Raw genomic sequence first — 22,465 nt, forward strand, 5'->3', positions numbered from 1 at the left:
CCGCGGTCGGAATAGAACCAAGCGGAACGCGATCCGCCTTTTTCTGAACCATCAGCGGTTCTGGATCCCGGGCTCCGCTCTCGCGGCCCCGGGATGACGCGGAGGGTGCCAGGACTGTCGGATGGGTCAGATAGGCTCACAGGCAAAGATTGCATACGAGGATTCCACAACCATGCTGACCTTCCATCGCGAGGCCGCCGGCCGCCGGGATACGATCGCACTTCACCCCGACTCCCTGGTGATCGCCGGCTGGGCCGGGCGGGACGAGGCGGCGATCCGCCACCACATCGACGAGCTGGCGGCGATCGGCGTGCCGCCGCCCTCCGCGGTCCCGGTCTATTACCGGGCCGCCGCCGCGACCCTGACGCAGGCCCCCCGCCTCGAGGTGCTGGGCCCGGATTCCTCCGGCGAGGCCGAGCCGGTGATCGTGTCGCTCGCCGACGGGCTCTGGCTCGGGCTCGGCTCCGACCACACCGACCGCAAGGCCGAGACCGTCGGCATCGCGCTGTCCAAGCAGATGTGCGGCAAGCCGGTCGGCACCGGCCTGTGGCGCCTCGACGAGGTCGAGCCGCATTGGGACGCGCTGGTGCTGCGCGCCTACGCCACCATCGGCGGCGAGCGGGTGCTGTACCAGGAGGGCCGCTTGACGGCGCTCCGCACCCCGGGCGATCTCATGGCGCGCCGTCCCGGCGGTCCGGAGCTTCCCCCGGCACGGTGATGTTCGGCGGGACCCTCGGGGCGATCGGCGGCATCCGCCCGGCCGACCGGTTCGAGATGGAGCTGGAGGATCCGGTGCTCGCGCGCACGCTGACCCACGCCTACGACATCGCCGTCCTGCCCGTGGTGGCCTGACCCCGCGATGGAGGCCGTGACGACGCTCGCGGGAACCCTTGGCGGGATCGGTGCCGCCTTCTGGGCGGCGCTGCTGGCCAAGATGCTGGCGAGCGCCGCGATCGTGGTGCTCGCCTCGCTCGCGGTCGAGCGGACCGGCCCCCTCGTCGGCGCGATGATCGCGACCCTGCCGGTCTCGGCCGGGCCGGCCTACGTCTTCCTGGCGCTTGACCACGATGCCGGGTTCCTGCGCGACAGCGCAGTGGCGAGCCTGCCGGCCATCGCCGCCACGGCCCTGTTCATCGCCGCCTATGCGGGCCTCGCCCGCCGGCACGGCGTCGCGGTCTCGCTCGCGGCGGCCCTGGCGATCTGGCTCGCCGCGGTGCTGCTGCTCCCCCGCCTCATGGGCGATGGCCTGGCGAGCGGCGGCCTCGCCACCATCCTGGTGATCCTAGCTTGCGTCGGCGCCTGCTACCCCTGGCGCAAGGGAGGCCCGCCGTCGGCGCGCCCGAGGCGAGCCAGCGACGTGCTGGTGCGGGCCGGCATCGTCATGGCGCTGGTCGTCGCCGTGGTGCTGGCCGGGCGGCTCGCCGGCCCGGGGGCCGCGGGCATCCTCGCCTTCGCGCCCGTGGTGATGGTGAGCCTGGCGGTGATCCTGCATCCGCGCATCGGCGGGGCGGCGGTGGCGACGGTGCTGGTGCTGAGCCTGCCGGGGCTCCTCGGCTTCGTGGCGGCCCTGTTCGCCCTCGCCCTCACGGTCGAACGGCTGGGGCCGGCCCTGGCCCTGTCGCTCGCCCTGCTGACGACCCTGATCTGGAACGGCGGGATCCTGCTGGCGAGCCGCCGGCGCCCCACGCCCTCCCTGGAGACCTAAGCGATGAGCACGATCCGCGACGACCTCGAACGCCGCCTCGCCCTGATCGAGGCGCCGGCGAGCCGGCACGTCTTCACCAAGCTCTACCCGGAGGCGGCGCGCGCCGCCGCCGACGCGGCGGATGCCCGGCGCAAGGCCGGCCTGTCGCTCGGCGCCCTCGACGGCACCATCGTGTCGATCAAGGACCTGTTCGACGTGCAGGGCGAGGCGACCACCGCCGGCTCCTCGCTGCGACGCAAGGCGCAAGCCGCGCTCGAGGACGCGCCCGTCGTCGCCCGCCTGCGCCGGGCCGGCGCGGTGATCGTCGGCAAGACCAACATGTCCGAGTTCGCCTTCTCGGGCCTCGGCCTCAACCCGCATTGGGGCAATCCGGGCAACGCCGCCGATCCGAGCTTGGTGCCGGGCGGCTCGTCGTCGGGGGCCGGCGTCTCGGCGGCGCTCGGCACCTCCGACATCGCCGTCGGCACCGATACCGGCGGCTCGGTGCGCATCCCGGCGGCGCTCAACGGCGTGGTCGGGTTCAAGCCGACGGCCCGCCGGGTGCCGCTCGCCGGCGCCTTCCCGCTCTCACCCTCGCTCGATTCGATCGGCCCGCTCGCCCGCTCGGTCGAGGCCTGCGCGGCGGCCGACGCCGTGATGGCCGGCGAGGAGTACCACCCCTTGCGGGCCGCGCCGCTGCGCGACCTGCGGATCGGCGTGCCCCGCGGCCTGCTGTTCACCGAGACCGAGCCGGTGGTGGCGCAGGCCTTCGAGGCCGCCCTGTCGGCCTTGAGCGCGGCCGGCGCCCGGATCCACGACACGGACTTCGACGATCTCCTCGCCCGCATGGCCGAGGCGACGGCGGCGGGTCCGATCGCCGCGGTGGAGGCGGCGGAGATCCACGCCGACTGGCTCGACGCGGAGGAAGCCGCCTTCGATCCCCGGGTCCATGCCCGCATCACCCGCGGCCGCACGGTGACGGCCGCTTCCTATATCCGGATGATGCGGAACCGCGCCGCGCTGATCGCGGCCGGCGACGAGCGGCTGACGCCCCTCGACGTGCTGGCCCTGCCGGCGACCGCGATCACCGCGCCCGCCATCGCCGCGGTGGCGGAGGACGACGCGGCATTCTCGCGGCTCAACCTCCTGATGCTGCGCAACACGATGGTGGGGAACCTGTTCGATCTCACCGGCATCTCGCTGCCGTTGCCGGGCCAGGCAAAGCCCGTCGGCCTGATGCTGCTCGCCCGCCATGGCCAGGACCGGCGGCTCCTGGAGATCGCGGCGGGGGTCGAGGCAGCGTTGCGGGAGTAAGGCTTGGTTTACACGCTCGACGATTCTCTCAGAGTCTGTTGGATTGGCTCGAGCACTTACTCCCACACACGACCTCATCCTGAGGTGTCAGTCGATTGAAAATCGACTGACCTCGAAGGAGGGCTCCAGGGATCGCGAAGACCTCTGGAGCCCTCCTTCGAGGCTCCTTTCATTCGCACCTCAGGATGAGGTCGCGAGAGGGATAGGACAGGTCCTCGCAGCTAGATTTTCGCAAGTCAAACAGACTCTCACCCTCATTGTCATCCCGGGGCCGCGAAAGCGGAGCCCGGAATGACAAGGAGGGTATGAAAACCGTGAGAAAACCCCTGGAATGGATCGCCTCGAAAATCCGTCGAGGCAATCACGGGCCGGATGATTCAGACAAAATCCAATAAAAAACGCCGCGGACCGATCACGACCCGCAGCGCCCAACTTCCGACAGATCAGGCCGCCTGACGGCCCAGATGCGCCGCCACCGTCGCGACCCGCGACCCGACCAGCTTCACGGCACTGCGCAGTTCATCGCCGCTCACACCGAAGTGCCCCGCCCAATAGGCGCGGTCATCCGGGCAGTGGATGTCGATATGCTGCGCGAAACGCGGCTTGAGAGCGTCCTGGGAAACGGACATGGTCGAATCCTGAACTGTCGAGTGAGCCAGTCGCCGCTGGCACGGGACGCACCGCGTCTTGTATCAGAAGAACGCTCGATTCCTCGAAAAGTTGCCGGCCCGGCCTCCGGACCGCCGCGGCATCGCGCGCAACGCTGGCGGGAAGCACGAGAGGCTGCTACCCGCTCGCGCCTCGCTTCCTCGTCACAAGGACACAGACCATGCGCCGTCTCCGTCCCGCTCTCGCGGCCCTGATGCTCGCAGGCCTGCCGCTCGCCGGCCCCGCCCTCGCCCGCGAGATGCCCGGCACGGCGACGACCGCGCCGGCCGCGCCCGCCAAGGCGAACGTGGTGATCCTCGCCACCGGCGGCACCATCGCGGGCGCGGGCGCGGATGCCAGCAACAGCGCCACCTACCAGGCCGCCAAGGTGCCGGTGGACAAGCTGATCGCCGCGGTGCCGTCCTTGAGCGGGCTGGCCAACGTGCGCGGCGAGCAGGTGTTCCAGATCGCCTCCGAGAGCTTCACCAACGCGCAGCTGGTACAGCTCGCCAAGCGCGTCTCGGCCCTCCTGAAGCAGGACGACGTCGACGGCGTGGTCATCACCCACGGCACCGACACCCTGGAGGAGACCGCGTATTTCCTCGATCTCGTGGTGAAGAGCGACAAGCCGATCGTGGTCGTCGGCTCGATGCGGCCCTCCACGGCGATCTCGGCCGACGGCGCCCTCAACCTCGCCGACGCCGTCGCCACCGCGGCGAGCCCGGCCTCGAAGGGTAAGGGCGTGCTGGTGACGATGAACGACGAGATCCAGGCCGGTCGCGACGTGACGAAGCGCGTCAACATCAAGCCGAGCGCCTTCACCAGCCAGTGGGGACCGCTGGGCATGGTGGTCGAGGGCAAGACCTACTGGTTCCGCGCTCCGGTGAAGCGGCACGGCACGGCGTCGGAGTTCGACATCGAGACGATCGACACCCTGCCGGAGGTCGCGATCGTCTACGGCTCGGGCAACATGAACCCGGCCGCCTACACGGCCGCCGTGCAGGGCGGCGCCAAGGCGATCGTGCATGCCGGAACCGGCAACGGCTCGGTGGCGGGCTACGCCGTCGACACCCTCAAGGACCTGCGCGCCAAGGGCACGGTCGTCATCCGCTCCTCGCGCGTCGGTGACGGCTTCGTGCTGCGCAACGCCGAGCAGCCCGACGACCAGTACGACTGGGTCGTGGCCCACGACCTGAACCCGCAGAAGGCCAAGATCCTGGCTGCGGTCGCGATGACCAAGACCAGCGACAGCAAGGAGCTGCAGCGGATTTTCTGGGAGTATTGAGGGCCTGCTTGATCGGGGTCACCGGACTGGAACCCTCCACCGTCATCCCGGGGCCGCGAAAGCGGAACCCGGGATCCATAAACGCTGACGTTGGAGAAAGAATCGGAGCGGGTTCCGCCTAGTCCTCAAATGCCGGCGGTTATGGATCCCGGGTTCTCGCCTTCGGCGAGCCCCGGGATTGTCTGTTGGTTCGGTTGTAGAGTGATCCCGTTCCGCCTCGGCGGGATGCCCGGTCCGGATGGCCATCCGGACCGGGCGCGGATCGGTCGAGCGTCCCGGGATGGGGCTCGCGCCCGTCGTCATCTGGCTCGCCGGTCCGCATTCCTCGCCACGCTTGATGAGTTGCCTGGGCCTCTCCTCGACGCCCGCAGACAATCCCAAGCGGCCTCAGGATAGACCCGGATGACCCAACCCGCCACCTCACCCACCCGCTTCATCGGAGCCGATGTCGGCAAAGCCGAGATCGTCCTCCACGACAGCCGCGGCAACGCTCGTCACACCATCCCCAACAAGCCCAAGGACCTCGCCGCCTTCGCCGCCAAAGCGGACCTCGATGCGACCTGCCTCGTCATCTGCGAAGCCACCGGCGGCTACGAGGATGCTCTGCTGGCCGCTCTCCTCGCCGTCGGATGCCCCGCCCACCGCGCCGACGCCCGCAAGGTCAAGGCGTTCATCCACTCCTACGGCACCCTCGCCAAGACCGACGCCCTCGACGCCAAGGCCCTGGCGGCTTACGGCCGGGAGCGCCACACCTCCCTGGCCCGCTGGCAAGCCCCTGATCCCGATCAGGAAAACCTCCAGAGCCTGGTGCTCACCCGCGCCGACTTCGTGGCTCAGCGCACCGCCAACCGCAATCGTCTGGCCGCGCCGGGATCTGGACCCGTCCAGGCTTATCTGGAAACCCTCATCACCGCCCTGTCCGAGCAGATCGAGGCGATCGAGGAGGCGATGGCCGAGACCCTGCGCAAGGCCGCCGCGCTCAGCCGGGCCAAGAAGGCGCTGACCTCGATCAAGGGCATCGGCGACACCTCTGCCATCATCCTGCTCGCCCTGATGCCCGAGCTCGGCCGTATCGACCGGCGCCAGGCGACGTCCCTGGCCGGACTCGCCCCGCATCCCAACCAGAGCGGGACCACCGAGCGCTACCGACGCACAAAGGGCGGACGGCCCGAGATCAAGCAGGCTCTGTTCCTCCCCGCCCTGACCGCTACCCGCTTCAACCCCGTGCTCAAAGACACCTACCAGCGCCTCATCGCAGCGGGCAAAAAGCCCATCGTGGCGATCGTCGCCATCATGCGACGCCTCCTCGTCATCGCCAACGCACGCCTGCGCGATGCCTACGCCGAGGAGCAAAAAATCGCGCTCGCAACCGAAGCCAACTGAGTTGATGACCGTCCGGGCGGGCATTGGTTCAGCGCGAAGGCGAACCGATCCCGCATCCCGAGCCGCATCAGGGTCTCAATGGTCGGCATCGTGGCCTGTAGGTCGAGGCGCGAGGGACGAGCCGGCACGAGGGCGAGATCCGCAGCCTGCATCGCGAGGTTGCCACCAGTCGAGGATACGCCTGCGGTGTCGAGGATCGCGACGGTGTAGCCCTCTGCCTTCAGAGCCTTGAGGATGGCAGGCAGCTCGCCGAGCCGGTCGGCGGGCAGCCGATCAACAGCAGGCGCATCCGCTGTGCGGGTGTCGCCCCAGGCGCCAAGCGATCCCTGCGGGTCAAGGTCAAGGGCGACGACCTTCTCGCCAGCCTGTGCGGCAGCAACGGCGAGGGAGGCTGCCAGCGTCGTTTTCCCGACGCCTCCCTTCTGCGTGACGAGTGTCCGAGTCCGCATGTCTCACCTGTGATGCTGTAGCGCTGTAGCAGGTAAATGCCACAGTATGAAAGCACTTCGAACGCATGATGTTACCGTGCTAAGGCACCGTAGCGCTACAGTGCTACCCTGCCACAGCATGGTGCTCCATATCGATGCGCCCCGGAACGAGCGTGAAGCTGCTCCTCGCGCTACCGGTCGGAGCTGACGGCACTCCTTCCGCGCGGTCTCGGCTCGATCGTCGATCCATCGCCGAACTTCGTCATCATATCTTCCGCTTCAGTGACGCCAGCCTCGTCCGGCGATAGCCATCGGAGGCTGGCGATCAGGCCACCTGGCCAAGGATCTCCCGCACCACCTGCGGCCGCTTCTGGACCATTGCTAGGAGCACGCGGGCAGGCCCCTCCGGGCGGCGGCGCTTCTGCTCCCAGTTCCGGAGGGTATGCAGCGAAACGCCGATGGTCGCCGCAAAGGCCGGCTGAGCGAGGCCGGTCCTAGTCCGGATCTCGGCCACGTCTAGATCGTCCGGAACGTGGACAATGGTCCCCTCGGGAGGATTGCCCTCCATGTAGGCCAAGGCGCTCTCGGCGCCGCTCAGGATGCGGGTGAAGCTATCGGTCATCGGAGACACCACGTGGAGGGTTGCAGGTTCATCAGCGCTCCTTGCTGCGCCGGCGAGCCGATTTGATTGCGGTGGCCACCTTCTTGAACTCGGCAACCTCCGCATCGGTGAAATTTTCGCGGTCCCCCTTGCTGAGGACGGCAACGAGGAACACCGGGATCGTCTCGTCAAGGTAGATCGAGACCACCCGGTAACCGCCCGACTTGCCCTTGCCGCGGCCAGCGACCCGACCTTTGCGAAAGCCGCCGGAGCCCTGGATTTCGTCGCCGTAGTCCGGCGTCTTGGCGTAAGTGTTGACCGAGCGTTGGCGCTCCACCTCGGTCATGCCCGCCCGCTTCGCGTCGGCGAGGTAGTTGGGGGTCTCGACGACGGTGTGAAGCGGCTTGGACATGAGCAGGCGTAAGTCAATGGACGATGTAAGTCAATGGCTTATGATGTGCTGTGGACAGTTTGGCCCGCTCGTTGCAGATCAGGGTCGTAGCGCGCCGTCTGCGTCTGACCCTTAGCAGTCTTCTACGAGCGGCGGCCACTGAACATGATATCTTCAACTAAATGCGGTATACTCCAAAGTGCGATGCCAATGGCAACCGCCTGTGATGCCGTTAATTCAAATTAGCCCCCGAACACAACTACGCCTATACCAAAAAATATCAGAATAGCGGTTGCGAGAGGACGCCACGGGTAGCGAAGGCGGAATGCCGAAACCTCGTGCTCTATAATCGCTTCATGTTTCTTCACATCCTCATGGCGCCTGAGGAACCAGAATAAGCCGAGGCAGATCGTTCCCGCAGCATAAAATTCATATTCCAACGATGCTGGCAATTTCTCGAAAGAAGATATTAGCACCGGTAAATATATAATCTGGCCGCCAATGGCAGCCAGCATCCTAGTCCGCCGAACTCGTGACATGCACATTCTGCCTATAATTTGCCTGCGCAGACCTTGCCCTTAACGGGTTGACCTGCTGGTAACGGCAGCTTTCCACCCGAGCAGTCATCCGGCATGTCAGGTTAGGCTGTACGGCAAACAAGTGTTTTCCGTACAGCCGAGATGGCCGGTGAGGCATGCGGGCTTTGACCCTGCCAGGCGTTTCAGAGGCTGTTTTCGGTCTCTAGCTCACTGCCGCTGAGTTCGATAGCTTCGCCATACGAGCGGAGATGGCAATGAGCCTCGGCGGCATTACTAACCTCGACTACACCGTGATCCTGTGCAGCAGGATGCAGTAGACCCGTGCGTTCTACGAGACCGTCATGGGCTTCACAGTGGCCGAGGACATCGAGAATTGGGTGAGCTTCAGGATCGGCTCGACACTTCTGACGCTGCGCCCACGCGGGCCGTGGTCGGTCTGCGACGATGGGCCGAGGCCATCAGGATCGGTAGCAGTTCAACTTGCCTTTCGCGTCCCTCTCGACGCCGTTGATCGGTGCCACAAGGAATTGGTCGCCAAGGGCGTTCCGATCCTGCGAGAGCCCACCGATCTGCCGAAGTGGCGGCACCGAACGCTGTTTTTCCGCGATCCGGAAGACAACGTCATCGAGCTATACGCTGAGTTCTAAGCAAGGCCGCTTTCCACCCCTGACGGCCCTCCAGGGGCTCCCGCTGGGTTCTCGAAAGCTACCCTTAGCAACGATCGCTTCCTTGGCCGACATGTACGTGCTCAGTTAGCCGAGACAAACGCCGCTATATCAGAGGAGCGTGGAGGTGGATGTATTGATCCGGAAGGGCGAACTCTCCGATGCGTCGAGTTTGGCCGCTCTGTCTATCGAGGTATGGCTTGGGACTTACATTCGTGAAGGCATCAGCGGCTTCTTTGCTGACCATGCCTTCCGCGAGTTCGCAACCGAGCGGCTTCGTAGTCGCATCGCGGACCGGCAGCGCACAATCCTGGTTTCACAGAATGTCGTAGGGATCGACGGCATGATCGAACTGGTTGCGAGTGCCGTGGCGCCGGTTGCCGATTGCTCGGACGTCGAGATCGCGACCCTCTACGTTCAGCCGCGCCATCAGGGGACCGGCAGGGGTCTTGCGCTTCCGAACGCAGGTCTGGACTCCGCACGATCCAGCGGACATTCCCGTGTCTGGCTTGCTGTCAATGCCAAAAATACAGATGCTATCGCCTTCTACCAGCGGCAGTCATTCCAGAAGGCGGGGGAAACCCACTACGAGATAGAGGACCAGCGCTATCTGAACTACGTCATGCGTCGAGATCTCTAGCTTGCCACTACCACAAGATACGGAGCCGGCCATGCTCCTACCGTTCGAAAAGATGCACGCCAACGGCGATGATTTTGTCATAGTTGATATGCGCGGTCGCAAAAACATCATCGACCGTCGATTGATCGAACAAATGGGTGATCGCAATCGTGGGATTGGCTTCAATCAGCTTGCTGTAATCGTCGATTGCGAGGATGCGGATGCGCGCCTCACCTTTTGGAACCCTGACGGCACAACACTAGATGCCTGCGGAAGTGCGACGCGAGGTGTTGCATGGAAGCTGTTTCGGGAGACCGATCGCTTAAAGATTATAGTCAGGACCAACCATGGACTTCTCACGTGCACCAAGGAAGCAGATGGGCTGATCACGGTCGATATGGGGCGGCCACTCTTCTTGTGGCACGAAATCCCGATCGATCGTAAGCTGGACACGCTGAGACTACCAATCCTGGGGGAGCCTGCCGCCTGTAGCATGGGAAATCCGCATTGTAGCCTCTTCCTCGACGATTTCGAGAACGCTGACGTAATTGGAGTTGGACAAAGGATCGAAAGCGATCCACTGTTTCCCCAAAAGACTAACGTCCACTTCGTGCAGATCTTGAGCCCGTCTGGCATCCGCTTGCGCATCTGGGAGCGCGGTGGCGGCATTCCGTTGTGATCGGGCTCATGTGCGTGCGGCGCGGTCGTGAACGGGATCCGGCGAGGCCACCTGAACGATCAAGTTTTGGTCGAATGTGATGGTGGCCAGTTCGAAGTGAGATGGGACGGGATCGGGGGAGTGTTTCTAAAGGGGCCAGTCGAGCAAGTATTTAGCGGCACATGGTCTTAATCTCGTGGTCGTTCACCCGACAGTTGACGATCTGCTTTCCACCCAGGGCAGTCTTCGGCATACTAGGCCCGGTTGTACGGAAAACATGTGTTTTCCCGGCATGGTCGCGCGGGTAGTGAGACGCCGGCAGCTCCACACAGGAAGCCTGACTGTGAAGGTTACGCGACAAACCCTGTCTGATCGATAGAAGGTGCGAAAACGCGGCCTGAGGGGTTTCCCGCACATGTTCGCTGGGTACAACCCTGCGAGGCAACTTCGGTGAGACGCCTGCGGCCTGCCTCAAAGGGTTGTCGGATGGCTTGCGAGACAGCTACAAGGGCTCATCTAGAGCCTACGAGACATTCCATGGCCCGGATCGGCTACGCCCGCGTCTCCACCCTCGACCAGGACCTCACCGTGCAGCTCGCCGCCCTCAAGGCGGCTGGTTGCGACATCATCCGGTCCGAGAAGGTGTCCGGCTCCTCGACCATCGGCCGTGACGAGCTGCGTACCGTGCTGGCCTTCGTGCGCGCGGGTGACACACTGGTGGTCACCCGCGTCGACCGCTTGGCGCGCTCGATCGGCGACCTCCAGGACATCGTGCGTGAGTTGAGAGGGAAGGGGGCCGGGCTGCTCGCCACCGAGCAGCCAATCGACACCTCGACCGCCGCCGGTAAGGCCTTCCTCGACATGCTCGGGGTCTTTGCCGAGTTCGAGACAAACCTCAGGCGCGAGCGCCAGGCTGAGGGGATCGCAAAGGCGAAAGCAGCCGGCGTCTACAAGCGGGCGCGCACGGTCGATCTGGAAGCCGTGCGCCGTCTGGCGGAAGAGGGAGTTGGCGCCTCGGCGATCGCCCGGCGATTGGGGATCGGTCGGGCGAGCGTCTACCGGGTGCTCAAGGCCGCGCCGTAGCCAGAACTCCTCTCGTTGCAGGCTATCTAAGCCGGAATACGAGCCCGGTCCCGCCATCCCCATTGAGATCCGTCTCCCTGCGAACGGCGGCGACCCACCGCTTGGCAGCGGCGATCGCCTTTTCACGGGACGCGAACCGCTTATCTAAGTGCTTCGCTTCAAACGCCGCCCATTTAGTGCGGTCCAGACCGCAACTGAGATGATGCCCGCGATATACGCCGTCCGGATCGAAGCCCATCTGCCAATTTTTCAGCAAGATGCACCAGCCACCAGGCTGTACCGGCTCAAGAGGGTTGTGATTACCGTCCGTTACATAAACATCGACACTGCCACCAGCATGTAAGCCAGAGCCTACATAATAACGGATCCGCAATGAAAGCTTGATAATAACGATTTCGTCTATTGTGCTATTGCAAGCTTCTTCAAGCTCTTCTAAAGAAGCAAGAGATGTGAGGTTGCCGATCCCCTCTTCATCAAGATATTTCAAGGCTGCCGCATTTTTGAACGGAGCATCTACAAAAATATAACCAGTTGCGGTATGAATTCTGAAATGTCTCATTGATAAATCTCCGATCGCGGTTAGGGCTCGAATAATCGGGACGGTCTCAAGCTGGGATGGTAGCCGTGAGCGCGGCCTCGATCAGGCCGGAGCGTGTTACGCCCCGCGCCTCTGCGACCTCGTCGGCTTGCCGCAAGAGCCCCTTGTCTATCGTGATGTTGATCCGTACCCGCTCGCCCGTCCGCGCCCGCGGGGTGATGAGCTGCAACGTCGCCCCCTGCCGTTCCTCGGCCAATTCAGGATTGTGATTAGGCGTGGAATAAGGACCCCGTTTCCGGGGTGATCGGCGTCCAAACGGGACCCCCAGGATACTTCATCCAGACTGCCTCCCGCATTCGGAACGGGAGGCTCGCGGAGGATGTTGGTCGTGGAGACGGTCGCGAAGATCCGCCGCGCGTACTTCGTGCAGCATAAGCCGATCAAGCAGATCTGCCGGGAGCTGAAGCTCTCCCGCAAGGTCGTCAGGAAGGTGATCCGCTCGGAGGCAACTGCCTTCCGCTACACCCGCAGCGTCCAGCCTGCACCCAAGCTCTGGCCCTGGCGCGACGAGCTCGACCGGATGCTGGCGGCCAATACGGGGAAGCCGGCGCGGGAGCGGCTGACGCTGACCCGTATCTTCGAGGCGCTGCGGGGGCTCGGCTACGAGGGCGGCTATGATGCCGTCCGCCGCTACGCCAAGACGTGGAAGCGCCAGCAGGCCAGCGTGACGGCTCCCGCCTTCGTGCCACTCGCCTTCGCCCCGGGTGAGGCCTACCAGTTCGACTGGAGCCACGAGATCGTGCTGATCGCCGGCGTCACCACGACGGTCAAGGTCGCCCACGTCCGGCTCTGCCACTCGCGCATGCTGTTCGTGCGGGCCTATCCGCGCGAGAGCCAGGAGATGGTCTTCGACGCCCACGACCGGGCGTTCGCCTTCTTCCGCGGCACCTGCCAGCGGGGCATCTACGACAACATGAAGACCGCGGTCGAGACGATCTTCGTCGGGCGCGAGCGCGCCTACAACCGCCGCTTCCTGCAGATGTGCTCGCACTACCTCGTCGAGCCCGTGGCCTGCACGCCCGCGTCAGGCTGGGAGAAGGGGCAGGTCGAGAACCAGGTCGGGCTGGTGCGCGAGCGCCTGTTCACCCCGCGCGTCCGGGTGAGAAGCTACGACGAGCTCAACGCCCTGCTGCTCGACGGGGTCGTCGCCTACGCCAAGGCCCACCCGCATCCCGAGCAGCGCGAACTGACGATCTGGCAGGCCTTCGAAGCCGAACGGGGAGCCCTGGTCCCCTACGCCGGACGCTTCGACGGCTTCCACGCCGTCCCGGCGGCCGTGTCCTCGACCTGCCTGGTGCGCTTCGACAACAACAAGTACTCGGTCATGGCCTCGGCCATCGGTCGCCCGGTCGAGGTGCGCGCCTATGCCGAGCGCATCGAGATCCGCCAGGACGGACGCGTCGTCGCCGAGCACCCGCGGGCCTTCGGACGCGGCCAGACGGTGTTCGACCCCTGGCACTACGTCCCCGTGCTCGCCCGCAAGCCCGGCGCGCTGCGCAACGGCGCACCGTTCAAGGACTGGGTCCTGCCCGCCGCCCTCGAACGGATCCGCCGCAAGCTCGCCGGCAGCGCCGACGGCGACCGCCAGATGGTCGAGATCCTCACCGCCGTGCTCGGCGACGGCCTCTCCGCGGTCGAAGCGGCCAGCGCCGAGGCGCTGCGCGAGGGCGTGCACTCGGCCGACGTGGTGCTCAACATCCTGGCCCGCCAGCGGGAGCCGCCCGCGCCCGTCTCGCTGCTGACGCCCGAGAGCCTGCGGCTGCGCCACGAGCCGGTCGCCGACTGTGCCCGCTACGACAGCCTGAGGAGAGCCCCATGATGGAACGTCAGCAGATCCTCGCCACCATGGGCGAGCTGAAGCTGTTCGGGATGAAGGCGGCCTACGACGAGATCATCAAGGTCGCCCTCAAGCGCAGCCACGAACCGCAGCAGATCGTCGGCGACCTGTTGCAGGCCGAGATCAGCGAGAAGCAGACGCGCTCGATCCGCTACCAGATGACGATTGCCAAGCTGCCCCTGGCCAAGGACCTCGCCGAGTTCGCCTTTGCCGGGACGCCGATCAACGAAGGTCTGGTGCGCGACCTCTGCGGCGGCGAGTTCCTGGCCCACCAGCGCAACGTCGTGCTGGTGGGCGGCACCGGCACGGGCAAGACGCACCTGGCCATCGCGGTCGCCCGGTCGTGCATCCGGGACGGGGCGCGGGCCCGGTTCTACAACGTGGTCGACCTCGTCAACCGGCTCGAGGCCGAGGCGCGAGCCGGCCGGCAGGGCCGCATCGCCGACCACCTCGCCCGGCCCGACCTGGTGGTGCTGGACGAACTCGGCTACCTGCCGTTCGCGCAGTCGGGCGGTCAGCTGCTGTTCCACCTGATCAGCCGGCTCTACGAGACCACCTCGATCGTGGTGACGACCAACCTGGCGTTCGGGGAGTGGCCGAGCGTGTTTGCCGGCGACGCCAAGATGACGACGGCACTGCTCGATCGGCTGACCCACCACTGCGAGATCGTCGAGACCGGCAACGAGAGCTGGCGCTTCAAGAACCGGGCGTGAGGGCGGCCTGTGCGCGGCTCATCCTGGCCCCCTGCTCAGCCCGGCTGCGCCACCCCGACCCGCTTCGCCGGGCTGAGCAGGGGCGTCGCGCATGCTCAACAAGGGGGCCCGATTGGACGCCGATCAGGGGTCCCGTTCCGATGCCGTTTGACAGGAACGCCAGATCGCCCTGGTGAAGCTCCATGTGGAGCGCGGGACTGCGACGGTTGCTGCGGCACGCGCCGCAGCAGGTGTTGCTCCGACTGGCGAGGGCGACCCGCAGGAAGAGCTGTTCCGCCGCATCGTCTCGAACTGGGGCAAGCTCGACGCCAAGGGGCGCCGCCGCTTCCTCGACCATGCCGGCCTCATGCAGAAGCAGGACCGCGCATGAAGCTCTGGCTCAGCGCGGCGGAGATTGCAGATCTCGGTCTGCCGGGCCTCCCGGCGACCAAGCGCAACATCAATGCCCTGGCCGAGAGCCAGGACTGGAGCGCCCGCACGGGCCTCTGCCGCCGCCGGGCCAGCGCCGGAGGCGGCGTGAAATACCACCTCGATCTCCTGCCGCCAGAAGCGCGATAGGCCTATATCAGCCGCTTCGTCGCCGAGGTCGTTCCTTTGTTGGCGCAGCGGGCGGCCGAAGCCGAGCCCCAGGCTGCAGCCCTGCGGGCAGACGCGGCTGAGGCGCGGGATGCCCGCCTGGCTATCCTGGCCGCTGCCGACCAATTCCAGCGTCAAGCTTCTCTGCCACGACGCCATGCCGATCTGCGCTTCGTGGAGGAAGTGCTGGCCGGGCGGGCCGACCTGCCCGAGTGGATGCGCCAATCCGCATCGCGGCTCTCCCTGCGTACGCTTCAGCGCTGGGGGGCAGAAGCCAAGGCGGGCCGGACAGCGAGCCTCGCCGTCGATCAGGGCGCCCGCCGCCGCGGTACCGGCATCATGGACAGCGCCGAGAGCGGTCAGGTGCGCGTGTTCACTCTCGCGCTCATCGCTCATCAACCACACCTTTCCGCCGATCACATCCGCGGCCTTCTGCTGGCCCGTTTCGGCGAAACGGTCGAGGTGATGCGGGCCGGCGGCGTGGTCGAGCGGGTGCCGCTCCCGCCCATGCGTACCGTTCAAGAGGCCTTGAAGCGCTGGAAGGAGACCGAGAAGGTCCACCTCACCGCCATCACCAACCCGGATGGGTTCAAGAGCCGGTTCCGCGCTTCGGGCTCCAACACCGATCACGGCATCGTCCGTCCGAACCAGCTCTGGCAGATCGACGCCAGCCCGATGGATGCGCTCTGCGTCGACGGTCGCCATTCGGTCTACCTGGCGCTCGACATCTACACCCGGCGCATCGTCGTCTACGTCTCGCGCATCCCGCAGGCCGAGGCGGTCGGCCTGATGCTGCGCCGGGCGATCCTCGCCTGGGGCGTGCCGGAGCGGACCAAGACCGACAACGCTAGCGACTTCACGCCGAAGTCATTCCAGCGCCTTCTTGCCCATCTCGCCATCGAGCGCGAGCTGTCAAAGGCAACGGGCAGGTCCAGGTCCATCCCGACATCGCGAAGCGGGCGGTCCCGGGCGGATACCTGCTGCGCTGGAACCAGAGCGTCATCGACTTCGCGACCCAGCTCGCCGAGGAGAACGGCGGCGTGGTCAAGCCGCTCGACGGCCGTATCCTGATCCTCAAGCGCGGCTCGGGCGAGAGTGCGAGCGGTCAGGCGCTGCCCACGATCCAGATGCCCTTCGAAGAGAATTACTCGTTCGACTACGAGCTGGAGCCGCGGTTCGAGTACCAGAAGGTCTCGGCGAGCTACCTCGATAACGACAAGGGTACCCTCGAGCGCGAGGAAAAGAGCGGCGGCAGCGGCAAGGCGGGCGATGCGTTGCCGCATCCCGCGCAGTCGAAGGATGCCGCCAAGGCCCTGGCCGATGCGGCGGCGCAGGAGTGGAGTTCAGCGAATGAGCAAGGCTTGTTCACCAAGGCGGGCGACCCAACTGCGGTGTCGGGGGCGCCCGTCCAATGCACCGGGTTCGGCACGCCGATCGACGAGGCCAAATTGGAGGCTGTCGTGGTCACCCACGACATCGTGCCGAACGTTGGCTGCACCACCTCCGTCGAGACGGAGGCGATGGCATGAAGACCCTGTGCGCGATCGGTCGAGCGCAGCTCGTCGTCTCGGCCTCAACCCGCAGCGGATCGGCACCGAGAGCGAGGCGCGCGTTCCCGGCACGCCGACCTGGGTCGATATGGACTACCAGGCGACCGGTCTGGGCGAGGCGCGGACCCGGCTCGAGGCCGTGACGTTCCCGCACGTGATCGGGGGGCTCGACGCCGTCGAGTGGCTCCAGCGCCATCACGAGAGCGAGGAGGCGGTGAACTATTACCGCCTGCGCGGCAACTACCTCGGCCGCATGCAGGGCCTCGTGCGCATCCGGCACCTCTACATCGACGAAACGCACCTCCACCCCTTCGACGGCGTCGGCCGCCGCGTCGGCGTCGAGATGGACCTGGTCTACGTGGGAGGCCGGCGGTGATGGTCTACGAGGTCCAGACCGATCGGGAGCGCATCGATCGGATTGCAGGCCGGCTCTACGGCACGGCCACCGGCGGCACGGTCGAGGCGCTGCTTGCTGCCAACCCAGGGCTCGCCGCGGAAGGGGCCTATCTCGTGCGCGGTCGCAAGATCCGCGTCCCTGCGAAGCCTGCCACCACGCCGGATCCGGCGCTGACCCGTCCCTGGGAGTAGTCATGGCCGACGCGCTGCAAACCTACACCGTGACGGCGCTCGCGGGCGATCGCGTCGCCGGCATCCTTCACGCCGGGGTCGGCTCGACGGTCGAACTCACGCCCTTCGCGGCTGCCTACGAGCTGATCCAGGGCAACTTGGTCCCTGACGGCACGGCCCTCCCGACGCCGCAGGTGCCTGCGCTCGTCAGCGCGACCGATCTCGTCAGCGCCTTGCGCGGCGGCGGGGCCTACGATTTCCAGGTCGCGGAACTCACGCAGTACCTGCTCGCCGTGATGGTCGCCCCGATCGTGGAGGCGGCGCGCCAGCAGATCCTCGGGACCGTCGCGGCAGGCACCGTCGGCGAACGCCTGGCGAGCCTGGATTACGGCCTCGGCGCGGCCGAGGAGACCTTGCGTGGCTTGGCGCAGGCCGTCGTGCGCCTGCGGACGCAGGATATTTCCGGCCTCTCGGCCGATCTCACCGGTCTCGGCGACCGATTGGATCAGGTCGAGGCCAGTACGCTCGCCGCTGCCGCCCCGAGTTACGCGACCCAGGCGGCGGCGCTGGCCGCGCTGACCACCGCCCGTTGGGGGGTCGCCCGGATCGAGGGCCGCTTGTCGCTGTGGGCCAACGACGGCGGCGCGCTCGTCGACCTGCTCCAGCCTGGATCCTATTGAGGCCCGCCCATGCTTCGCTCCCGCACCTCTCTCGTTCTGGCTGCCCTGGTTGCTCCCGGTCCGGCCTGGGCCCTGGATGCGATCCAGTCCACGACTGTGTCGGGCCGCAACCCGCCGAGCGCGTTTTGCGCTGGAGCGTCGGCCGGCGGACTGTCGATCAACCGGGCCGACCGCACCATCACGCTGTGCAATCCCGATGGATCCCAGAATGTCACCACGCTCCTCAAGGCGCTGCCTTCCGGTCGGCGCGCGGTTGAGCAAGGTTACGGCGACGACCTGCTCGTGCGTGCGCGGGGCGGTTCCTCCACGCGGACGCTGGACGCGATCCTGCACGATCAGCCTCTCTACCTGACCGCCTACGACGTGGTGTCGGGACAGCTCGCCGACGACGCGCTTCAGAGGGCGCTTGTCGACTGCGGTACGACCGGGCGGCCCGTGCGTATCCCCGCCGGCGATTGGCGCTTCGTCAAGACGTCGGACTTTCCGACCGGCGTGGGCTCGAAGTGCCCTGGCGTCGAGGGCGAGGGCGCGGCAACCGTCTTGTCGATCCTCGATTACAACGGGCCCATCATTCGCGCGACGATCCAAGCTGGCGTCAGCATCAGCAATCGGATCATCCGCGGCCTCAACACGCAAGGCCAATGGTCGAGCGCCTCGCCGGCCTACGATCAGACGGCCTTGATCGAGGTCGTGGGCGCGTCCGCCGGATGGTCTTACGGCCTGTTCCAGGACCTCGGCGGCTTCGCGATCAAGAATATCGTTCGGATCGCGACCGATGTCGCCGTCGACAAAGGCGACGGGCTCGAAAGCCATAGCGGCTGGAACAGCTTTACCGGGCTTTACGGCGGCGTCGGATCTCAGGGTATCAGGCCGACTGATTTCGTGTCGTTCACGAAGGGGTCGAGTACCGGCAACACCTTCGCCGACCTGCGCGGCGGCGGTACGCGGTCGTTCTTCCGCTGCGAGGGCGTTGGCTACGCGTGCGGTGACATCGTCATGTCGGGTTATCAGTCGGGCGAGGGGCGCGTCCTCTCGATCGGCCCGGGCACCACATACAACCGCAACATCAGTCTCGACGGCCAGGTGGACGCGGGCTCTATCGAAGCTATGCAATGGGATGGCGGCGCAACTCCGCCGTCGCGTCTCAAGGTCAAGGGCTCGATCGGCGGCTCTGCCCCGTGGGCGGGCCTGCCCCCAGTCAAGCATAGCGAGATCCAGGACCTCGGTGGGTCTAGCTGGACGGCCGGGGGTCGGGTCGTCGGGTACGCCGGCACCGGCGCGCACACGGTCGAGCTGTGGACGATCATTCTCGCGCCGAACACGATGACGCGGTTCGAAGTCTCCCTGACCGGCCTGATCGGCGGGGTCGACGGCGGCGGCACCATTGCGACGATGGACGCGGCCTGCTCCTACAACGCCATGGGCCGGGTCGTCGTATCATCCCCGGCAATCAAGATCGCTCCGAACAACTCGTCCACGCCTCCCGGGTGGCCGGCCTTTTCGACCGTCGTCGCCGCAGTGTCCGGGCGCTGCCAAGTCACCGTATCGGCGACGTGGACTGACGGCAACGCAGACACGACGCTCGATACAAACATCAACGCTCGCCATGGCGCCTTCAAAGTGGTCCGCGGCGCTAACGTCCCGCTCTGATCGATACTCGGAAAGGTTCAGTCATGGGCGTAGTTCTACCCTTCGTCGTTGGCCCCAACGGGGAGCCCCGCCCACTCGGGTCGGGCGACATGCTCCCGGTAGGTGCGACGGCGCTTCCATCGCAGCCGCTCGCCCCGGCGGGAGGCGCCTATACGACCACAACGAACGACACGACGGGAGTGCTCACGGTCGCGACAGGTGCCTCGAACGCGACCGTTACTCTCGTCGTCGCCTCGACAGCCGGCGACGGCGCAACGCAGGTCATCACCAAGGCCGATGCGGGGGCGGGGATCGTTATCGTTGTTGGAACCGGCGGCGTGCCGCTCGTGTGGCTGCCGCAGCAAGGCGACGTTGTGCGGCTGCGCTCGAACGGCTCGGCGTGGCAGGTCGTTCAAGCCCAGATTGCTTCATGGCTTCAGGTTGTCACGTCGTCGGGTCCGATTATTGCGCCGCCGTTTCTTAAGAGCCTGGACGTGACCGTATTTAAGGGTGGGACCGGCGGAAATAGCGGCGGGCGTCAGGCGACAACGGCGAGTAGGGCGGCCGTAAACGGAGGCGCCGGGGGGCTCGTGAAGCAACAGCGGATCACCGCCGCCCATTTCTATGCGCGCTATGCCCCCGGAGCCTCGATCCCATGCACCATTGATGCGGGCGGCGCAGGCGGCGCCAGCGTCACGACCGACAGCACGGCCGGCGCGGCTGGCGTCGGCGGCAGCGGCACGAGCTTTGGCAGTATCCTCTCCCTTTGGCGAACCGGAACAACCGGCGTATCCACGACGATGACCGGCACCGGGGGCGCGTCCGGAGGGGCCGCCGCCAATTCGACCGCCACCGCCAACGGCGGGAATGGCGATATCCCGATCGACCTCTACGACGTCAATCCCGGCCCGGTTGCCAGGAAGAATGGGACCGGCGACACCGCCAGCGCTCTCCCGACTGCTGGCGGACTGAACACGGCCGCACCGCATCTTGGCGGTTCGGGCGGGGGCGGTGGCGCCTACATCTCCGGACAGGCCGGGGCGGATGGCGGTATTCCCGGCGGCGGCGGTGGTGCGGGCGCCCCCTCAGACACTGGCTACCCCTCCGGGAAGGGGGGCAATGGTGGGCGGGGCGAAATTCGTATCGCATGGAATTTCGCGTCGTGAGCCCTGGGAGTTCCGCTATGACCGACCGCTACCAAATCCGCGACCCGCAGGGCCGCAAGATCCAGGTCATTATCTGGGATGGCGCGGCCGATCTCGGCGACCAGTTTGCCGGCCAGCGCGGCGAGCCGGACGACGGGTCGCCGTTGTGGGAGCCGCCGGCCGTCGTCGCGATGCCGGACATATCGGACCGCCAGTTTGCCCGCGGGCTATGGGGAGACGGACTCATCGGTTACGGCAACTTCCTCGGGTTCGTCGGCCCCGGCGTGATCCCGGCCGCCATTCAGGCGGTCGTGAGCCCCCTGCCGGACGACGACACCGGACGGCCGACCCCGCGCAAGGAAGCGGTCGGGTTCCTCACGGGGGCGAAGTCCTACAGCTTCACGCATCCCCTCGTGGAGGCGTTCCGTGCCGCCATGGCGGCCAGCGATCCGCGCTGGACGCTCGAGTACCTGCGGGCGCGGTAGCTGTCTTGGGCGGTTCTGTAGGTGTGCCCCTGGCCCCTAGCCTGCGCGGCGGACCGCCGCGCCGAGCGGCAGGGCTTCGCGACTTGCGGGTTCCCGGCCCGCAAACTGGTGACATCCGAACCTGCGCGCCGTGCCATCTGATTTTGCGCGCTACACCTGGTCAGGTCTGGCCCGGCCGCAGCTGGTAGAAGATGTGGCGGCCGATCACGTCCATCTTGCGCAGGCGGCGCGACCAGCGCGGCTTGACGTAGTCGGCATGGTAATGCGTCGCCCCGCCGACATCGGCGAGGTAGGTGCGGCCTTCCACCACCGCGTGGGCGACGCGGGTGGCGGTCTGCCAGGAGGCGTCGTCGGTGATGCGCAGCGACTTGCCCTCGCAGGCGAAGGAGAACTGGCAGCCCATGTAGCGGTGGCGGTTCTGGTAGACGACGCCGCAGATGTTGGCAGGATACAGGCCGCTCTTGGCGCGGTTGAGCACCACCTGGGCGACTGCGGCCTGGCCCTGTTCGGGCTCGCCGCGGGCCTCGAAATACACCGCTTCGGCGAGGCAGCGCTGCTCCTTCTCGGCATTCTCCGGGGTGATCAGGTCGGCGTAGCGGCGCCGGTCGTCCTCGCTCGGCGGGACCTCCGGATTGATGCGGGCGGCGGTCGTGACGGCGGATTTCGGGTCGCGGTCGAGGCGGGGCGAGATCTGGCCGCCGGCGGCGATCTCGACCGGCGTCGCATCGGCAGGCGCCGGGGTGGTCGAGGACAGGGCGACGGCGCGGGGCACCGCCGGGGTGCTGCCGCCCCGGCTCGCCTCACGCGCATCGGGATCGCGGGGCTTGCCCATGGCGGTCTGCCCGCCGGCCGCGGCGCCGCGGGTCGGCGCCGAGGCGCCGGCTGCAGGCGAACTGGCGCCCGCCTCGCCGGCATCGGGTTCGGGCAGGGGCACGAAGCCGTCCTGCGGCTCGAGCTCCGGGTTCCAGGTCGCGGAGCCCGGCGTGAAGGTCGAGGCGACGCTCGGCCGGTCGCTGCCGAGCCAGCCGGCCGCCAGGGAGGCCGGGCGGACGGCGCCGGTCACCCGGGCCGGCACCAGGGCGTCGCCCTTGTGCGTGCGCTCCGCCAGGGGCCGGGTGCGGGCATCCGCCTTCAGGTCCGGGCGCAGGGACTCGGAATCGAGGACGAGGCGCAACGGCCCGGTCAGGCTCATGGACGAGAGAGCGACCGGCGTGATCAGGCCGCGCTCCGGCAGCGGCGGCGTGGCGCGGGGCACGAGGCGGGCGACCGCGCTCGATCCCAGCGAGGCTTCGTAACCCGCGGACGCCGTGAACGAGACCAGGACGCCGAGGCCGACGGCCCAGGGCGCGACGGCCGCGGCGAGCCAGCGCATCCCCTTCGCCCGTCG

Annotated in this window: 25 protein-coding genes and 3 pseudogenes; 21 read left to right on the forward strand and 7 right to left on the reverse strand. The window is 66.9% G+C overall.

The features are described 5' to 3' along the window. Positions 1–172: 172 nt before the first annotated feature. The 3 genes and pseudogenes from F1D61_RS23505 to F1D61_RS23515 all read left to right on the forward strand — a co-directional run bounded on the left by F1D61_RS23505 (position 173) and on the right by F1D61_RS23515 (position 2,998). A pseudogene (locus tag F1D61_RS23505) lies at positions 173–852 on the forward strand (DUF2848 domain-containing protein). A gap of 16 nt (positions 853–868) precedes the next feature. Continuing rightward, positions 869–1,705, forward strand: coding sequence for a hypothetical protein (locus tag F1D61_RS23510; RefSeq protein ID WP_246775493.1), 837 nt, complete (start codon positions 869–871; stop codon positions 1,703–1,705). 3 nt (positions 1,706–1,708) lie between these two features. Beyond that, positions 1,709–2,998 (forward strand): amidase, encoded by a 1,290-nt coding sequence (locus F1D61_RS23515; RefSeq protein ID WP_203154501.1) that lies wholly within the window; start codon positions 1,709–1,711, stop codon positions 2,996–2,998. A 443-nt stretch (positions 2,999–3,441) separates the two neighbouring features. Here F1D61_RS23515 and F1D61_RS23520 read toward each other — a convergent pair whose 3' ends face one another. Further along, positions 3,442–3,627 (reverse strand): DUF3606 domain-containing protein, encoded by a 186-nt coding sequence (locus tag F1D61_RS23520; RefSeq protein WP_203154502.1) that lies wholly within the window; start codon positions 3,625–3,627, stop codon positions 3,442–3,444. A 200-nt stretch (positions 3,628–3,827) separates the two neighbouring features. On the opposite strand from F1D61_RS23520, the gene F1D61_RS23525 reads away from it, so the two are divergent. Next, positions 3,828–4,931 carry an asparaginase gene (locus tag F1D61_RS23525; RefSeq protein ID WP_203154503.1) on the forward strand — a complete coding sequence of 368 codons (1,104 nt, stop codon included), beginning with the start codon at positions 3,828–3,830 and terminating at the stop codon, positions 4,929–4,931. Between the two features lie 402 nt (positions 4,932–5,333). After that, positions 5,334–6,314, forward strand: coding sequence for an IS110 family transposase (locus F1D61_RS23530; protein ID WP_203153548.1), 981 nt, complete (start codon positions 5,334–5,336; stop codon positions 6,312–6,314). On the opposite strand, the gene F1D61_RS23535 is transcribed toward F1D61_RS23530, so the two are convergent. From F1D61_RS23535 to F1D61_RS23545, 3 genes are all read right to left on the reverse strand, one after another. Continuing rightward, positions 6,269–6,763, reverse strand: a complete 495-nt coding sequence (locus tag F1D61_RS23535) for a ParA family protein (protein ID WP_203154504.1) — start codon at positions 6,761–6,763, stop codon at positions 6,269–6,271. The genes F1D61_RS23530 and F1D61_RS23535 overlap by 46 nt on opposite strands. 304 nt (positions 6,764–7,067) lie before the next feature. Further along, on the reverse strand, positions 7,068–7,364 hold the full coding sequence (locus F1D61_RS23540) for a helix-turn-helix domain-containing protein (protein ID WP_203154505.1): 297 nt from the start codon (positions 7,362–7,364) through the stop codon (positions 7,068–7,070). Between the two features lie 31 nt (positions 7,365–7,395). Beyond that, on the reverse strand, positions 7,396–7,755 hold the full coding sequence (locus tag F1D61_RS23545) for a type II toxin-antitoxin system RelE/ParE family toxin (RefSeq protein WP_203154506.1): 360 nt from the start codon (positions 7,753–7,755) through the stop codon (positions 7,396–7,398). A gap of 850 nt (positions 7,756–8,605) precedes the next feature. Between F1D61_RS23545 and F1D61_RS23550 the strand changes: the two are divergent. The 4 genes and pseudogenes from F1D61_RS23550 to F1D61_RS23565 form a co-directional block, all read left to right on the forward strand. After that, positions 8,606–8,920, forward strand: a pseudogene (locus F1D61_RS23550) (VOC family protein); the annotation flags it as partial. A gap of 145 nt (positions 8,921–9,065) precedes the next feature. Next, complete coding sequence (locus F1D61_RS23555; protein ID WP_203154508.1) at positions 9,066–9,578, forward strand: GNAT family N-acetyltransferase; 513 nt, start codon at positions 9,066–9,068, stop codon at positions 9,576–9,578. A 31-nt stretch (positions 9,579–9,609) separates the two neighbouring features. Next, positions 9,610–10,236 carry a diaminopimelate epimerase gene (gene dapF, locus F1D61_RS23560; RefSeq protein WP_203154509.1) on the forward strand — a complete coding sequence of 209 codons (627 nt, stop codon included), beginning with the start codon at positions 9,610–9,612 and terminating at the stop codon, positions 10,234–10,236. 516 nt (positions 10,237–10,752) lie between these two features. Beyond that, entirely contained in the window at positions 10,753–11,298 is a 546-nt protein-coding gene (locus F1D61_RS23565) for a recombinase family protein (RefSeq protein WP_203154510.1), read from the forward strand. Positions 11,299–11,320: 22 nt separating this feature from the next. On the opposite strand, the gene F1D61_RS23570 is transcribed toward F1D61_RS23565, so the two are convergent. Together F1D61_RS23570 and F1D61_RS35440 are read right to left on the reverse strand one after the other, a co-directional pair. Continuing rightward, entirely contained in the window at positions 11,321–11,857 is a 537-nt protein-coding gene (locus F1D61_RS23570; protein WP_203154511.1) for a hypothetical protein, read from the reverse strand. A 46-nt stretch (positions 11,858–11,903) separates the two neighbouring features. Continuing rightward, positions 11,904–12,092 (reverse strand): ribbon-helix-helix protein, CopG family, encoded by a 189-nt coding sequence (locus tag F1D61_RS35440; protein ID WP_432443172.1) that lies wholly within the window; start codon positions 12,090–12,092, stop codon positions 11,904–11,906. Between the two features lie 123 nt (positions 12,093–12,215). On the opposite strand from F1D61_RS35440, the pseudogene istA reads away from it, so the two are divergent. The 12 genes and pseudogenes from istA to F1D61_RS23630 all read left to right on the forward strand — a co-directional run. Continuing rightward, positions 12,216–13,709, forward strand: a pseudogene (istA, locus tag F1D61_RS23575) (IS21 family transposase); the annotation flags it as partial. A 5-nt stretch (positions 13,710–13,714) separates the two neighbouring features. Further along, on the forward strand, positions 13,715–14,446 hold the full coding sequence (istB, locus tag F1D61_RS23580) for an IS21-like element helper ATPase IstB (protein WP_203159236.1): 732 nt from the start codon (positions 13,715–13,717) through the stop codon (positions 14,444–14,446). 172 nt (positions 14,447–14,618) lie between these two features. Next, on the forward strand, positions 14,619–14,816 hold the full coding sequence (locus F1D61_RS23585) for a hypothetical protein (protein WP_203154513.1): 198 nt from the start codon (positions 14,619–14,621) through the stop codon (positions 14,814–14,816). Beyond that, positions 14,813–15,004 carry a DNA-binding protein gene (locus tag F1D61_RS23590; RefSeq protein ID WP_203154514.1) on the forward strand — a complete coding sequence of 64 codons (192 nt, stop codon included), beginning with the start codon at positions 14,813–14,815 and terminating at the stop codon, positions 15,002–15,004. The genes F1D61_RS23585 and F1D61_RS23590 overlap by 4 nt, the downstream gene beginning before the upstream one ends. A gap of 39 nt (positions 15,005–15,043) precedes the next feature. Further along, on the forward strand, positions 15,044–16,093 hold the full coding sequence (locus tag F1D61_RS23595; protein ID WP_203154515.1) for an integrase catalytic domain-containing protein: 1,050 nt from the start codon (positions 15,044–15,046) through the stop codon (positions 16,091–16,093). Beyond that, the gene (locus tag F1D61_RS23600) at positions 16,063–16,551 is read left to right on the forward strand and encodes a hypothetical protein (protein ID WP_203154516.1); all 489 of its coding nucleotides are present in this window, start codon (positions 16,063–16,065) and stop codon (positions 16,549–16,551) included. Before F1D61_RS23595 ends, F1D61_RS23600 begins: the two co-directional genes overlap by 31 nt. A gap of 7 nt (positions 16,552–16,558) precedes the next feature. After that, positions 16,559–16,948 (forward strand): hypothetical protein, encoded by a 390-nt coding sequence (locus tag F1D61_RS23605; RefSeq protein ID WP_203154517.1) that lies wholly within the window; start codon positions 16,559–16,561, stop codon positions 16,946–16,948. Then, positions 16,948–17,160, forward strand: coding sequence for a tail protein X (locus F1D61_RS23610; RefSeq protein WP_203154518.1), 213 nt, complete (start codon positions 16,948–16,950; stop codon positions 17,158–17,160). The genes F1D61_RS23605 and F1D61_RS23610 overlap by 1 nt, the downstream gene beginning before the upstream one ends. 2 nt (positions 17,161–17,162) lie before the next feature. Beyond that, entirely contained in the window at positions 17,163–17,819 is a 657-nt protein-coding gene (locus F1D61_RS23615; protein ID WP_203154519.1) for a hypothetical protein, read from the forward strand. Between the two features lie 9 nt (positions 17,820–17,828). Then, positions 17,829–19,469, forward strand: a complete 1,641-nt coding sequence (locus F1D61_RS23620) for a hypothetical protein (protein WP_203154520.1) — start codon at positions 17,829–17,831, stop codon at positions 19,467–19,469. A gap of 179 nt (positions 19,470–19,648) precedes the next feature. After that, positions 19,649–20,614: a hypothetical protein gene (locus F1D61_RS23625; protein WP_203154521.1), complete on the forward strand. Its 966-nt coding sequence runs from the start codon at positions 19,649–19,651 to the stop codon at positions 20,612–20,614. Between the two features lie 17 nt (positions 20,615–20,631). Further along, on the forward strand, positions 20,632–21,078 hold the full coding sequence (locus F1D61_RS23630; protein ID WP_203154522.1) for a hypothetical protein: 447 nt from the start codon (positions 20,632–20,634) through the stop codon (positions 21,076–21,078). A gap of 160 nt (positions 21,079–21,238) precedes the next feature. On the opposite strand, the gene F1D61_RS23635 is transcribed toward F1D61_RS23630, so the two are convergent. Further along, on the reverse strand, positions 21,239–22,450 hold the full coding sequence (locus F1D61_RS23635) for a cell wall hydrolase (protein ID WP_203159237.1): 1,212 nt from the start codon (positions 22,448–22,450) through the stop codon (positions 21,239–21,241). Between the last annotated feature and the right edge of the window lie 15 nt (positions 22,451–22,465).

This window comes from Methylobacterium aquaticum (assembly GCF_016804325.1).
Lineage (GTDB): Bacteria > Pseudomonadota > Alphaproteobacteria > Rhizobiales > Beijerinckiaceae > Methylobacterium > Methylobacterium aquaticum_C.